General features: G+C 59.5%; 11 protein-coding genes and 2 pseudogenes. 7 read left to right on the top strand and 6 right to left on the bottom strand.

Annotation, left to right across the window (positions count from 1 at the left end):
- Positions 1-203 precede the first annotated feature (203 nt).
- A pseudogene (locus CXY83_RS18015) lies at positions 204-316 on the bottom strand (site-specific integrase); the annotation flags it as partial.
- A 108-nt stretch (positions 317-424) separates the two neighbouring features.
- Entirely contained in the window at positions 425-649 is a 225-nt protein-coding gene (locus CXY83_RS03190; RefSeq protein ID WP_146069835.1) for a hypothetical protein, read from the bottom strand.
- Positions 650-906: 257 nt separating this feature from the next.
- On the opposite strand from CXY83_RS03190, the gene CXY83_RS03195 reads away from it, so the two are divergent.
- The 7 genes from CXY83_RS03195 to dhaK all read left to right on the top strand — a co-directional run bounded on the left by CXY83_RS03195 (position 907) and on the right by dhaK (position 9,711).
- Positions 907-1,983 carry a ThuA domain-containing protein gene (locus tag CXY83_RS03195; RefSeq protein ID WP_158251816.1) on the top strand — a complete coding sequence of 359 codons (1,077 nt, stop codon included), beginning with the start codon at positions 907-909 and terminating at the stop codon, positions 1,981-1,983.
- A 561-nt stretch (positions 1,984-2,544) separates the two neighbouring features.
- Positions 2,545-3,693: a glycerol dehydrogenase gene (locus CXY83_RS03200; protein ID WP_104195965.1), complete on the top strand. Its 1,149-nt coding sequence runs from the start codon at positions 2,545-2,547 to the stop codon at positions 3,691-3,693.
- A 704-nt stretch (positions 3,694-4,397) separates the two neighbouring features.
- Positions 4,398-6,254, top strand: a complete 1,857-nt coding sequence (locus CXY83_RS03205) for a LuxR C-terminal-related transcriptional regulator (RefSeq protein ID WP_158251817.1) — start codon at positions 4,398-4,400, stop codon at positions 6,252-6,254.
- A gap of 108 nt (positions 6,255-6,362) precedes the next feature.
- The gene (locus tag CXY83_RS03210) at positions 6,363-7,208 is read left to right on the top strand and encodes a class II fructose-bisphosphate aldolase (protein ID WP_233200542.1); all 846 of its coding nucleotides are present in this window, start codon (positions 6,363-6,365) and stop codon (positions 7,206-7,208) included.
- 5 nt (positions 7,209-7,213) lie between these two features.
- Positions 7,214-8,014, top strand: coding sequence for an HAD-IA family hydrolase (locus CXY83_RS03215; RefSeq protein WP_104195968.1), 801 nt, complete (start codon positions 7,214-7,216; stop codon positions 8,012-8,014).
- On the top strand, positions 8,011-8,649 hold the full coding sequence (dhaL, locus tag CXY83_RS03220; protein ID WP_104195969.1) for a dihydroxyacetone kinase subunit DhaL: 639 nt from the start codon (positions 8,011-8,013) through the stop codon (positions 8,647-8,649). The genes CXY83_RS03215 and dhaL overlap by 4 nt, the downstream gene beginning before the upstream one ends.
- Before the next feature lie 66 nt (positions 8,650-8,715).
- On the top strand, positions 8,716-9,711 hold the full coding sequence (gene dhaK, locus CXY83_RS03225; RefSeq protein ID WP_104195970.1) for a dihydroxyacetone kinase subunit DhaK: 996 nt from the start codon (positions 8,716-8,718) through the stop codon (positions 9,709-9,711).
- A 219-nt stretch (positions 9,712-9,930) separates the two neighbouring features.
- On the opposite strand, the gene CXY83_RS03230 is transcribed toward dhaK, so the two are convergent.
- From CXY83_RS03230 to CXY83_RS17580, 4 genes and pseudogenes are all read right to left on the bottom strand, one after another.
- Complete coding sequence (locus CXY83_RS03230; RefSeq protein ID WP_104195971.1) at positions 9,931-11,496, bottom strand: GMC family oxidoreductase; 1,566 nt, start codon at positions 11,494-11,496, stop codon at positions 9,931-9,933.
- Positions 11,493-12,086 carry a hypothetical protein gene (locus CXY83_RS03235; protein WP_174722239.1) on the bottom strand — a complete coding sequence of 198 codons (594 nt, stop codon included), beginning with the start codon at positions 12,084-12,086 and terminating at the stop codon, positions 11,493-11,495. The genes CXY83_RS03230 and CXY83_RS03235 overlap by 4 nt, the downstream gene beginning before the upstream one ends.
- Before the next feature lie 54 nt (positions 12,087-12,140).
- The gene (locus CXY83_RS03240) at positions 12,141-13,169 is read right to left on the bottom strand and encodes an NAD(P)-dependent alcohol dehydrogenase (RefSeq protein ID WP_104195972.1); all 1,029 of its coding nucleotides are present in this window, start codon (positions 13,167-13,169) and stop codon (positions 12,141-12,143) included.
- Positions 13,170-13,556: 387 nt separating this feature from the next.
- A pseudogene (locus CXY83_RS17580) lies at positions 13,557-13,763 on the bottom strand (bacteriorhodopsin-like); the annotation flags it as partial.

Below are 13,763 nucleotides of genomic sequence, written 5' to 3' on the forward strand. Positions count from 1 at the left end.
GGGAGTAGGGGGTTTCGTTTTGCCCGGATGGCCGTTTTGCCCACACTTTGGCAACATTTGAAAAAATTTCGGCGCGAAAAAACGAGCATCAGCGTAGTGAAGAGCGGCCCGTCATAACTTGTGAGGGCCGCCAGATTGTGCTTCGTTTAGGCGCTCGAAAGTTGCTTCAGGAGGGCAACCGGGAGGCACTGCCGGCGCGCACGGTCGAGGGTCATTTCTGCTGACGCGTGGCCACGCATTCGTTGGATAGCTTTCACGTTGGCGCCAGCCGAGAGGCCAGACTCACTGCGGTGTGCCGCAGATCGTGCCGGGTCATGTCAAATGTGCGAGCCCACCACTGCGCCAAGCACCACGTCTGACAAGGGTTGGCCAATAACGTACTCAAGGACCGCCCGCAAGGCGAACGTTGTCCGGATCCGGACATTCAAACGAATGGATCGACGACCGGAGCATCCCCGTCGGCATCGAAGGCGAGCAGATCGATCGCACCCGGGATGGACAAGCCCTCACCCCAGCGGTCGCCCGGCGCGTTTACCCACTCGTGCAGGCGTGAGCCGAAAGTACCCGGCGCCTTGGTCAACGCCGCGAGCTGCTTCGACAGCAAGGCTCGCCAGTCGTCGGCTGACACGGTGCGCAGTTCCATGGTCAAGCCGCGAGCATACCGACTGGTGCGACGGATCGAGTCGCGAGTGATAGAGGAGGGCTTCGCGAGCGGGTCTACCGCTCCTAGTCGAGTGTCAAGCGGCTTTTTTGACGGGGAGGGAAGGCGATATTGACGCAATCGCGTTGACATCTGATTTGAGGTTCCATACGCTATCGGACGAAGGCATATGTCGTTGTGCGCAACATATTGCATAGCGTGCCGATAGCAACCATGTCAGGTTGCACTCAATGAGGAGTAGACCTATGAAGATGCATGTTCAACGCCTAGTGACCGGGATCGCGGCGGTCGGGCTGATGCTCAGCCTCGGCGCTACTCCGGCATATGCCGACGACGAGTACAAGGTGCTGGTCGTCGGCGACACCCTCGGGTACAGACACTCGCACATCGATGACACGACGCTCGCAGTCATCCAGCTTGGTCAGGAGAACGGGTTCACCGTGGACGTCTGGGATCCGCGCCAGACGACCCGAACTCTTTCCACCACTCCGTTCACCACAGCCGACGACCTTTCGCAGTACGCGACCATCATCTTTGCCTCACCAGTGGACGGTACGAACGACCTTGACCCGGTCCGTCCGCGGCTCCTCGATGACGTCGAGTTGTCGGCATTCCAGGGGTACATTCGAGGCGGTGGTGGTTTTGTCGGTCTGCACGCAGCGACAGATTCGATGCACACGGTGCCCTGGTACAGCGATCTCACCGGAGGCGGCGCCCGCTTCCGCAGCCACCCCGCACAACAGACAGCTACGATGCGCGTCGAGAGCCCGACTCATCCGTCGACCGCGATGCTGCCGGCTGAATGGGTGCGCTTCGACGAGTGGTACAACTTCACGACCAATCCCCGCGAAGACGTACACGTGCTGATCACTCTCGACGAGTCGACGTACAACCCGGGCAGTGGTGCGATGGGGGCCGACCACCCCCTCGCGTGGTGCCAGAACTTCGAGGGCGGTCGCTCCTGGTACGAAGGCGCTGGGCACATCGACGCGAACTATTCCGATCCGCTGTTCCTCGCTCATATTCTCGGCGGCATCGAATGGACCGCCGGTGTCGTCATCGGTGGCGGCGACTGTGTCACTTTTGGTGAGGTCGAGGCAGTTCTGGCGGGATTGAAGGACGGCTCTATGAAGTACGCGCAGCTCTCCGCTCAGCTGGCGGCCTACCTCGACGACGCGGAGATCGCGGCGGACGCGGGCGACCATGCTGTCGCGACCGCCACGCTGCACAAGGCGCGGGCCAAGGCGCACGGACTCCACGACGACGTCCTGGTGTCGAAGCTCGGTAACCTCATCACGTGGCAGGAGGGCTTGCGCTCCTGAGCCCATGCCGCGGTGGCTCGATCTCGAGTTCTCACGAGCGCACAAAAGTGCTCCATGATCGGTCATGCCCTGTCGATAGAGGTCGTGACCGATCTCCGAGCGCTGTCCGGCGCCGTCGACTGAGCCAGAAGGCACTCGGTGTCTCGAAACCTTCCTGTGTCGAAACCCGTAGGTTGGAAGACGGCCAGAGTCACAAATCGTTGTCGCGTCGACCACTGGAATCCGCCGCACCTCGGGGGCTCTAGCGTCCGGGCAGGTCATCCGGGAATCCCGCGTGAATGGGACGGCGATATAAGTTTCACAAGTTTCAGTCGGCTGAGAGCCCAGACGTGCGGCGCAGAAAATCGCTGGACACCAACAGGAGCATCCACTCAATGGAACGTGACCTTCGAGAAGAATTCAGGATCGCGTAAGGGCCAGCGGCTCACATGGGGGGTGACGGGGGAAACTCCCCACGTACAACGAGGAATTCCCCCTTGTTCCGGGTGTGGCGCCGGCCATAGCGTCGGCTAAAGGTCGCCAATCGCTACCTGAAGTATTAAATCAAAGGAGATTGTTGTTATGGCGCAAAGCACCGTGCAAACATTTATCAGCCCAGGTCGGTACGTTCAGGGCAAGGGCGCGATATCGAGGTTGGGTGAGGAACTTGCCCAAATCGGAAAACGTCCACTCATGATTTGCGACGACATGGTCTGGAATATCGTTGAGGATGACGTCACGGCCAGCCTGAAGGCCGCCAAACTGCCCGTTATCCGCGAGAAATTCAACGGTATTCCGCACCCGAAGGAAATCGGGCGCTTCGTAGAGCTCCTCAAGAAGCACAATGCGGACATCGCCGTTTCTGTCGGTGGAGGAAGCACCCACGATACGGCCAAGGCCGCTGGCCATAGCGCTGGTATCCGTTGGGTGACCGTGCCGACCACAGCATCGGTCGACGCGCCGACTTCGACGTTGGGTGTCATCTACACCGAGGACCACGCATTCCTTGAGTATCTCTACTTTCCTCGCAACCCTGACCTGGTGCTCGTGGACACGCAGATCGTCGCGAACGCCCCGGCTGAGTTCCTTATCGCTGGCGTCGGTGATGCGCTCGCTACCTGGCTCGAGGCGAAGGCTGTCGCAGGGTCTTTCTCCGACACGATCGCGGGAGACCTTCCCACCCTCACCGGCACGGCGCTCGCACGCCTATCGTGGGATGTCTTGTGGGAGAACGCTATTCCGGCTATCGCCGCAGTGCGCGATCACGTCGTCACACCGGCTCTTGAGAAGGTCATCGAGGCGAACACGTTGCTCTCCGGTCTCGGGTTTGAGTCCGGCGGTCTGGCGGCAGCGCACGCGATCCACAACGGTCTCACTGCCGTACCGCAAACCAGGGGCGTTCAGCACGGCTACAAGGTGAATGTTGGGTCGGTGACGCAGCTCGTCCTTGAGGGCGCACCGTTCGCCGACATTCGGGCGTTTGTGGAGTTCACAACCCGCGTCGGACTGCCGACCACCCTGACTGAGGTTGGTATCGATGTTGACGACGCGGAAACACTGCGCATCGTCGCCGAAGCGGCCACGGCAGAAGGCGAGACCATTCACAACATGTCCTTCGAGGTCACGGCGGAGAGCGTCGTGTACGCGCTTATCTCGGTCGAGCGACTGTCGCGTCAGATCCGTGCAGAGGCAGGCTTGCCTGAACCCGTCAAGTACGTGGCCCATCACTAGGCGCATGACATAACTCGGCATCACAGCGGAGGGGTATCCACCGGCCACGGGTCAGCGGATACCCCTCCGCCACGTTCATCGGCCGGTCCATGCGGACGACCTCCCCTCATTGGTTAGAAAGCGGTGTTCGGAGGCTCTCCTGATTGAACCGAGGGTGTCTCTCGAAACCGCCCCTTGGCTCATCCCTCGGCTTTGCCAGGGGACCATCACCCTCCGGGCCTGACGCGGCCGCCCTGCGAAAAGTACGCAACCCGCGGGCGACATTCGCCGAGTGCGTGAGTACGTCTTTGAGCGCCTTCGGTTTCGGCGGATATCGCACAGTGCGCACGTACGGATGACAGCGTTCACAGCGGGACAGTCATCTCCGCTGGTCAGAATTCCGATGTGGGCCACTGCGCATCACCTGCCACGTTCCGTCTCTTCTTGAATGTCGTGCCACGTCACCGGGGTGCAATGCGCAGGCAAAGCCTCCACGCTCGCCGACAAGAGCCTCGACCGAGTCTTTCTCGGCAACCATGCGCCCCGCGCCCAGACCAGGAGGAATTCCCAGACGTCGACGTAGGGAAAAGGCCGAGGGAAAAGACGTAGGGAAAACCAGCATCGAACATGATTTACTGGGTACTGGCTTAGCTATGCAGGAGCGGTGACGCACGTTGTCCCCGAAACTAGTCCGGCTGTTTGCCCTTCGTCAGAGAGGACGTAATGTGCACGCTTCAGAGGACCTCGTAATCGAGTCTTCAACTGAGTTGCGCGAACAACTCGACACCGTGACAGATCTCGCCCGCGACCTTGCGGGACGCTTCGAGTTGGCGCCGCTCCTCGAGCGCATCCTGGGTCACGCGATCGCACTCCTTGGTTGTGAGAGCGGCTCGATCTCGCTGGTTGACGAAGCCAGCGGAATGTACACCAAAAAAGTGGACCTCGGGGTCGGCTGTCACGAAGGGCAGACATTTTCGCTCGACGAGGGAGTCACTGGCGAAGTCGTCCATAGTCGTGGAACTGTCATCCTCGATGAGTACGCATCGGTACTGCGGGCCGGCCACATTGCACCGGATGACCCACGGTTGCACTGCGCTGTCATCGGCGTCCCTATTCAATGGGATGACAGCATCATTGGAACGTGCGTCATCTTCAGCGCCACTCCTGGGCGTGTGTTCACGACGACAGATGCCAAACTCGTCGAACTTTTCGCGCACCACGCGGCGATTGCGCTCGCGAATTCAACACTGTACGCGAAGGCTGCTGACCGCACTCGCGAGGCTGCCGTGGCTGCAGAACGAGAGCGGGCCGTACGGGACGTCCACGAGACAGTCGGGAGGTCGCTCGCATCGTTGCTTCTGCACCTCGACGAGGCAGACAGGGCGAACCGCAATGGCGAACCTGCCGCAATATTCATCAGTAGTGCCCGCACGGTCGCCCATGACGCCTTGACCGAGACGCGCCGTACGGCACTCGGACTTGGCCCGGCATCACTGGAGGGTCGAACCCTCGAGGCAGCGATCGGCACAGAGCTCGCCTGGGTGGAGTCCATGTGTATGACGACGACTGGATTCGTTATCGTCGGCACACCGCGCCCTCTCGCGCCAGAGATCGCACACCAGGCATTCAAGATCGTTCAAGAAGCCCTCAGCAACGTTGTCTCGCATGCAAGTGCCGGAAGCGCTCGGGTCGGACTCGTCTACGACACTCAGGTGCTGTCAGTTTTAATCGATGACGACGGTCGGGGTTTTGACCTCGCCGAGGCACACGGCGGGCACTTCTCGTCATTGTCTTCCGGCTGCCTCGGGCTCCACGGGATGATGTCGCGCGCAAGTCACCTCGATGGTGAGCTCGACATCGATACGACTCCGGGATGGGGAACGAAGATCAAAGCGACTATCCCGTATATTTCCGGAACCGGCGAAAGCGTCCCGCAGCCGCGCTGGAAGGTTCTCATCGCGAACGACCAACCGATTATCAGTGCCGGACTCGTTCGGCTCCTGAATCTGAGCGAACCTGCAATCCAGGTCACCGCGGAGTTGAGCTCGGGGCGTCAACTGGTCGATGCCTATGAGATGCTTCGTCCGGACGTGCTCATTGTCGACCTACGGGTGCTCAACGGGGAACTATTCGGCACGCTCGCGAAGATACGTGAGTTTGACCAAAACGCCACAATCGTTGTCCTCACAGAAAACCCGACCGTTGACCAGATTCGTTCAGCGACGCAAGCAAACGTCCGCGGATTCCTCAGCCTCAAGTCCGATGCGGCAACGATCTCACGCGTGATCATTGCCGCGTGTCGTGGCGAAGCGCTGCTTCAGAACGATATTCTCGACCACCTCACCGGTTTCTCCGCCCATGCATCCGACGATGAAACTCTCACCCCACGGGAGCGTCAGGTGCGCCCACTCGTCGAGCGGGGCATGGCAGATAAGCAGATCGCCACCGCGTTGTTCATTTCGGTTAAGACGGTCGAAAAGCACGTCGGATCATTGCTCCGAAAAACCGGGGCGCACAATCGCACGATGCTCGTCCACATGAACCGGGAACACAGTTCGGTAGGCGTGATCGCCGAGCGTTAGAGAATTCCCCACCCCGAAAAGGCGGGGGAATCCTGTATGGTTCGAGTCGTACCACCTGCCCTACCGTAAAGATACCTAAACACGGAGGTTGCTGTGAGTGTCGTGCCAATGAAAGATATCGTCGATCGCGCATTCAGCGACCGCTACGGTGTTCCTGCCATAAATGTCTTCAACGATTTAACGTTGGAAGCGGTGCTTGCTGGGGCCGTAGAGGCAAGATCCCCACTGATTGTTCAAACTTCAGTGAAGACGGTTCGGAGCATCGGGAGTGGCGTGTTTGCTAGTCTCTGGCGGTCGTTGACCGAGGGAATAGAGGTGCCGGTCTCGTTGCACCTAGACCACTGCCCGGATCGCGCCGTCGTGACAGAGTGCCTCAAGCAGGGGTGGAACTCGGTGCTTTTTGACGCCTCCGCACTACCGGTCGAAGAGAATCAGCGGCAGACCATCGAAGTCGTGAAAGAGGCCCGGCTCTACGGCGCTCACGTCGAGGGCGAGATCGAGGCCATTACGGGTGTCGAAGACGACCACGGATCCGACCAGGAAACGGCGCGACAATCGCTTGAAGTCTCGCTGCGTTTTATCGAGGCGACTGGTGTTGACGTCTTTGCCCCATCGATTGGTAATGCGCACGGAACGTACAAGGCCACACCCGTACTCGACTTCGACCGGGTCACTGACATTGTGGAGCGCCATCCAATCCCGATCGCATTACACGGCGGGAGCGGCCTGACCTCCGAGCAGTTCAGTGACCTAATCGCGCGCGGTTGCGCGAAGGTCAACATATCGACCTCCCTCAAGGAAACCTTCATGAAGTCAAGCCTCACCTTCCTCACTGAGGCACAGAAAAACGACAAATGGGATCCACCGTCGCTTTTTGCCCACACTCGGGCCGACATCGTGCACCTCGTCGTCAATCTGGCAGGTCAATTCGGTAGCGCTAATAAGGCGTGGTGAAAGCGATGCCTGCTCTGATCTTCGACTGCGATGGCGTACTCGCCGACACGGAGCAGTACGGTCACCTGCCCGCCTTCAACCAAACCTTTCGCGAATTTGGGCTGCCCGTGCAGTGGAGCATCGAGGACTATGCCGACAAGGTGAGAATTAGTGGAGGCAAGGAACGGTTGATGAGTTTGATCACACCCGAGTTTGCTGAACTGATCGAAATCCCCGACGACCCGACGGCACGCACTGCTCTCATAGCGTCGTGGCATCGCCGGAAAACCGAGATCTACACGGATCTGATCGAGGGTGGTGTTGTGCCAGCGCGACCCGGTATCGATCGAATCGTGCGGGAGGCGAGTGCGGCAGGATGGACCCTCGCGGTCGCGTCTACATCGGCGGAGCCATCCGTTCGGGCGGTTCTTACCCACGCCGTCGGTCTCGAGCAAGCATCACGTTTCGCAGTTTTTGCAGGCGACATCGTGGCGAAGAAAAAGCCGGCACCGGACATCTATCTGCACGCGCTCTCTGTGCTTGGAATATCGCCAGATGATGCGATCGTTGTCGAGGATAGCGAGAACGGCTTGCGCTCAGCGACGACGGCTGGTCTGCGAACCGTCGTGACGGTGAGTAGCTACACCGCTAGCGAGGACTTCTCCGCCGCCGCCCTCGTGGTCTCTTCACTTGGTGACCCGAATCCCGGCGAGATGACCCAGGTAATCGCAGACCCGTATGACATCAACCCAAGGTCGTTCATTCAGCTGGGCGATCTCGCCCGCATGGCAGCGCTCCCTCACGCCAAACCTCAGGAGGCACAATGAAGACCCGCAGCATCATCGACACTGAATTCGTCGTCCGATCGATTGCCGAAACGGCGATTGAAAACGAAGACGCGTTTTGCGAACTCGACTCCGTCGTCGGAGACGGCGATTTCGGATACTCGCTTGCCCGCGGTTTCGAGAAAGTATTAGAGGAATGGGACGTCTTCGACCGCACAGACTCGAGTATTTTTCTCAAGAGTATTGCGCACACGATCACGAGCCGTATCGGGGGCACCTCCGGCCCCCTCTGGGGCACCGCCTTCCTGCGTGCTTCCACCGCAGTGCGCGGTCGCGATGAGGTCGGCGGCGCCGACGTGGTCGCAATGCTGCGAGCGGCGATCGAGGGCATCAAGGACCGTGGCAAGTCTGATGTTGGCGATAAGACGCTGCTCGACGCGCTCGTTCCGGCGACTGACGCTCTTGAGGTGGCCGTCGCACAGGGCTCGTCTTTCGAAAAAGCACTTGACGAGGCAGCGAAAGCCGCACGTGTTGCAGCAGACGCAACCAGCTCTCTTCAGGCAAGACGCGGACGCGCCAGTTACACCGGTGAGCGCAGTATCGGCTCGCCCGATGCCGGTGCGGTCGCCATAGCCGTCATCCTCGAGCGACTCACCGTACAATCGCGTGCCCGCTAACCCATAGGCCCCTCTGCCCTACCCGTACCCGAAGCCCATTCAGCATCACAAAGACGTGGAGAAACCATGAAGAAGTTCATCAACGATCCCAAGAATTTCGTGCCGGAAATGCTCAAGGGCCTCGCCCTCGCAAATCCGGACACGCTGAAGTACGTCCCGGAGTACAACCTCATCCACCGTGCCGATGCACCCAACGCAGACAAAGTGACCATCATCCAGGGTTCTGGATCAGGCCACGAACCCGCCCACGTGATGACTGTTGGGAGGGGAATGCTCGACGCTGCTTGCCCCGGAGATGTCTTCGCTGCCCCTCCCGTCGATTACGTGTACGAGACGACGAAACTGCTCGCCTCGCCGAAGGGAGTGCTACTGCTCGTCAACAATTACACCGGAGACCGAATGGCATTCGAGATGGCGCAGGAAATGGCACGCGCCGACGGTATCAGAGTCGAGATGCTCTTCATCGACGACGACGTCGCGGTGGAGGACTCGCTGTACACGATCGGTCGCCGCGGCGTCGCCGGCAATTTTTTCGTGATGAAGGCAGTAGGCGCGGCCGCGGAAGCCGGCGCCGACCTTGATGAAATCATCCGGATCGGTGAGAAGGTCAACTCGGTTACGCGTACGATGGGCGTCGCACTGACGGCCTGCACCCCGCCCGCAAAAGGGTCACCCCTTTTCGATCTCGGGCCAGACGAGATCGAGATCGGTATCGGCATTCACGGCGAGCCCGGGCGCAGGCGCGGCAAACTCGTCTCGGCAGACGAAATCGTGGATGACATTCTCGGAGCCGTCATCACGGACCTACCGTTCACGTCCGGCGATCGTGTCGCGCTCATGGTGAACGGCCTCGGTGGCACGCCGATCAGCGAGCTGTACCTGCTGTACGGCCTGGCGCACGAGAAACTCGTCAGCGCGGGCATCACCGTCGGGCGTAATTACGTTGGTGAGTACTGCACGTCGCTGGACATGGCGGGCGCGTCAATCACCCTCGTCAAGCTCGATGAGGAAATCGAGTCGCTGCTCGCAGCACCGGCCGAGATCCCGATCCGCGTTTTCTGACTCGAACGTGCGCGGTGGGACTGGCACCAAAGCGGTGATCAGTCCCACGACGGGGTGGTGATTATTCAGGTGCCCCGTGACCGGGACGGCACGTTCCCTCCGGTGAAGGTGCCGAAACGACGGCGTACTTCCTTAATCGTGTGTGTTGTGTGGGGAGATGAATGGACGGCTTGGGGCAGAGTCGATCCGCGTCACACGGATCTGGCCGTCTGGCCTAGCTCAAATTCCTCCTATTTTTAGTTGATCCGCGATGTACTCGGCCTGTCGGATGGCCAGCGCCACGATCGTGAGCGTGGGATTGGCGGCCGCGCTGGTGGTGAACACGGACCCATCGCTGATGAACAGGTTGGGTACGTCGTGGGCACGTCCCCACTTATCAACGACACCATCTTCGGACCGCGCACTCATTCGGGAGGTGCCCATATTGTGTGTAGACGGATACGGGGGAGTGCGCTGCGCACCGACCGAACCAACAGCCTCATACAGCAGTTCCGCTTGCGCGTATCCGTGCTCCCGCATGGCAATGTCGTTGGTATGGTCGTCGAAGTGCACGTTGGGTACGGGAAGGCCATTCTTGTCAGACACCGTCGTGTTCAGAGTGACTCGGTTACTTTCCTGTGGCAGGTCTTCGCCGACGATCCAGAGCCCGGCCGTGTTGGCATACGCTTCGAGAATTTCGGTGAATTCACGCCCCCACGCCCCGGGATCGCTGAAGCTGGCCAAGAAGGCTGGCCCCAGTGAAATTGTCTCCAAAAAGTAGCCACCAGCAAAGCCTCGATCGGGGTCATGCCCGGACTCGTCCGCGATCACTCCGGCCATGGTTTCACCGCGGTGCATCCGTACTGGATCGCTGAACCTGGCGTAGACCGAACCGGTGGTGTGTCGCATGTAATTGCGGCCGACTTGGCCGGAGGAATTGGCCAAGCCATCGGGGAACATCGGGCTGGCCGACTGAAGCAAGAGCCGGGGCGTTTCGATAGAGTTCGCAGCGACTGCGACGAGTCGGGCGGCCTGCCGTTGCAAGTTGCCGTCTTTGTCCAGATAAAGTACGGCGTCTGCTCGTCCCGAAGCATCGTGGGTGATCTGCACCGCATGGCTCTCGGGTCGTAGGTCAAGCAACCCCGTTGCTTCTGCACGAGGGATTTCGCGCACCAGCGTCGACCATTTCGACGTGTTCTTATCACCCTGAAAGTTGAAGCCGTCCTGAATGGATGCCGGACGACCGTCGTACTCCTCAGCGTTCGTCGCATACGGGCCGGTCGAATAAAACTTGTATCCCAGCCGTTCGGCGCCGTTTGCGAAGACCGTGTAATTGTTATTCGCAGGTAGCGGCTTGCGACCGTGCACGTGCGTCGATCCCATCGCGACTTCGGCTTTGTCGTAGTACGGCGCGAGCTCGGCCAGAGTGATCGGCCAGTCGAGGAGATTGGCACCGTCGATTCGACCGTAGGTACTTCGCGCAGCGAATTCGTGAGCTTTGAATCGCGGTGTCGCACCGGACCAATGCGTTGTCGTGCCACCGACTGCCTTCACAATCCATGTCGGAAGGTTGGGGAAATCGCGAGCAATTCGCCAAGAGCCGGAGGTGGTTCGCGGGTCAAGCCAGGCCATCTGGTTGAAGGCCTCCCACTCGTCGTTGACGTAGTCCTCGTTGCGCAGGTACGGACCCGCCTCCAGAACTACAACCGGAAGACCTTTCGCCGTCAATTCGTAAGCAAGCGTTCCACCCCCAGCTCCTGATCCGATAATGACGATCGCTGCCTCATCATGCTCGATATTGCTCACTTCGTCATCTCCATCATGGTTGCGTCGCGTTTACCGGGTTGATTGCTGGTATCACGCTCTATCGCGGGCGTGTTTTCGCCGCCGCGTATTTTTGCCACCGACGCGTTTGTGGCAATTTCGATGAGTTGCTCCGGCCCGTCGTAGCTTTCGATCCGCGCTTCGGGAAGCCAATCAAGGTCGTTGAAGCCACGGTCGATGTATCCACCTTTGTCGAAGCTTGGTCCTTCGTAGCCGAGGATCTCCCAGACGTCCTCGTTGTCATACAGATTCAGCACGGTCGTGCGCCTGATAAAGCCAAAAAACTCCGTGGTCTCGATTCGGCGCAAAACCTTGGTGCCGTCTTCGTCGTTCAGATCGCGGAAATCGCCTCCGGCCAGGTGGCCCAGAGTGAGGAGCCCCTGCGTGAGCGCGACGCGAAACCAGGTTGAGTTCTCGGCCTCCCGCAAGATCGTGTCTGCCGTCCGTTCATAGGGAGCATCGGGAAATGACGGGTGAGGAAACGCAACCCGAATAACCCGGATGAGCACGCTCCGCGCTTCATCAGTCAATTCCGTCGCATTCATTTGTGGATACTTGGCGGGAAAAGCCATTATTGAGCTCCTTTGCTCACAGCTGTCGTCTCGGGGGGAGTTCGTGTTGGTGTCTTAGGGGATGAGAATTCCGCGACCGATGATCCGTCCGGCAGTCAAATCTGCGATCGCGTCAAGAGCTGCGTCCAAGGGATAAACAGCAGTGTGCAGCGTGACCTTGCCTTGAGCCGTGAGTGTCATGAGCTCGACGAGGTCGTTGTAGGTTCCGACCAAGTTTCCGATGACGTTGATTTCACGCGAAATAATCTCAATAGTGGGGATATTGACCGCGCCACCGTAACCGATCACGTAATGCGATCCACGATTACGCAGAAGGCGCGGAGCGAGCAACTCCGCACCGTGCTCTCCGACGAAGTCGAACAGAACGTGCGCTCCTCCATCCGTGATCTCGAGAACCTTCTTCTCGACGTCATCGTCGGTCGTTGACAGGACGGTGTGGTGCGCACCGAGTTTCGCAGCGAGCTCGAGAGCAGCCTCACTGGGGTCGACGACCGTTATCGTCGCACTCGTAATTGCCGCGAGCGCCTGAATTCCAATATGTCCGAGACCACCGGCACCGACCACGACCGCGTGGGTTCCAGGAAATAAAACATCTGCAGCCTTACGCACCGCGTGGTACGCGGTCAGACCTGCATCAGCCAGCGCGGCTACGTCTTTCGGTTGCAGCCCGGCGTCCAACCGAACAACCGCCCGTGCATTGGTCAGAAGCTGCTGAGCCATGCCGCCATTCGCGTTGATTCCCGGAAAACTCGCGTTTTCACAGTGCGAGTCCTGGCCCACTCTGCAGGCCGGGCACAGACCACAACTAGTCAGCGGATGCATGATCACCGTGTCACCCGGTTTCACGTTATGCACCGCACTGCCGATTTCGCGAACCCATCCCGCGTTCTCGTGCCCCAATGTATACGGCAGGTGCGGGTGCTGGATGGGATCCCACTGCCCTTCAATAATGTGAAGATCCGTGCGGCACAAACCAGCAGCACCAACATCAACAATGACGTCCCACGGCCCGATCAGATTGGGCTCGGCCGCCTCCTCGATCTTCGGATTTTCCCCGTAACGGTGCAGACGAACAGCCTTCACAATTTCTCCTCAGTGAGATCACACAAGCTACACCCGTGCTGCGCTTCAGTTTGGAACACCTCAAGACGCCACACCACGCCGGTTATCACAGAGTGAGAATGCATCGTTCAAATTGATTCCAGCGAATCCGTCAACCGCGCTGCGGTCCCGTCGAGCCGATGGCCCGCGCCGGTAAAGAGCGGGGTCAGTATTTCGCAATCCCGGGAATACAGGACTGTGTAACAGTATTTGACGCTGACTGAAAGCAGGGCTATTACTGCGCCGGTTTCTCGGGGTGGCATGAGCTTCCGGGCGATACGGGGTGGTGTTGTGCCCCAAATTTTCACAGTGGGACCGCACGACCAAGATTTGGCAGTGCAGTCCCTGCGATGGGTACCTCTCCGTGGACTAGTCCTTGATGGTGGATCGTTTGAGGTTTGTTGCGTCTTCGAGGGATAGTTCGGAGTCGGCGAAGGTTTGGTCGTCTGCGAATGATTTCATGCGTGCGATGCGGTAGATGATGAGGCCGTAGAAGCATTTGGCGAGGATGTCGGCGACGGAGTAGCCGATTTGTAGGCCGACCCAGGCGTCGGATCCGTCGATGCCGATGCCGGG

This window comes from Cryobacterium sp. M15 (genome assembly GCF_002929675.1).
In the GTDB taxonomy this organism is placed as follows: domain Bacteria; phylum Actinomycetota; class Actinomycetes; order Actinomycetales; family Microbacteriaceae; genus Cryobacterium; species Cryobacterium lyxosi.

Coding starts and splice junctions, on each gene's coding strand:
- CXY83_RS03195 (WP_158251816.1), top strand. CDS start 907: ATGAAGATGCATGTTCAACGCCTAGTGACCGGGATCGCGGCGGTCGGG.
- dhaL (WP_104195969.1), top strand. CDS start 8,011: ATGAAGACCCGCAGCATCATCGACACTGAATTCGTCGTCCGATCGATT.
- CXY83_RS03210 (WP_233200542.1), top strand. CDS start 6,363: ATGAAAGATATCGTCGATCGCGCATTCAGCGACCGCTACGGTGTTCCT.
- dhaK (WP_104195970.1), top strand. CDS start 8,716: ATGAAGAAGTTCATCAACGATCCCAAGAATTTCGTGCCGGAAATGCTC.
- CXY83_RS03200 (WP_104195965.1), top strand. CDS start 2,545: ATGGCGCAAAGCACCGTGCAAACATTTATCAGCCCAGGTCGGTACGTT.
- CXY83_RS03215 (WP_104195968.1), top strand. CDS start 7,214: ATGCCTGCTCTGATCTTCGACTGCGATGGCGTACTCGCCGACACGGAG.
- CXY83_RS03235 (WP_174722239.1), bottom strand. CDS start 12,086: ATGGCTTTTCCCGCCAAGTATCCACAAATGAATGCGACGGAATTGACT.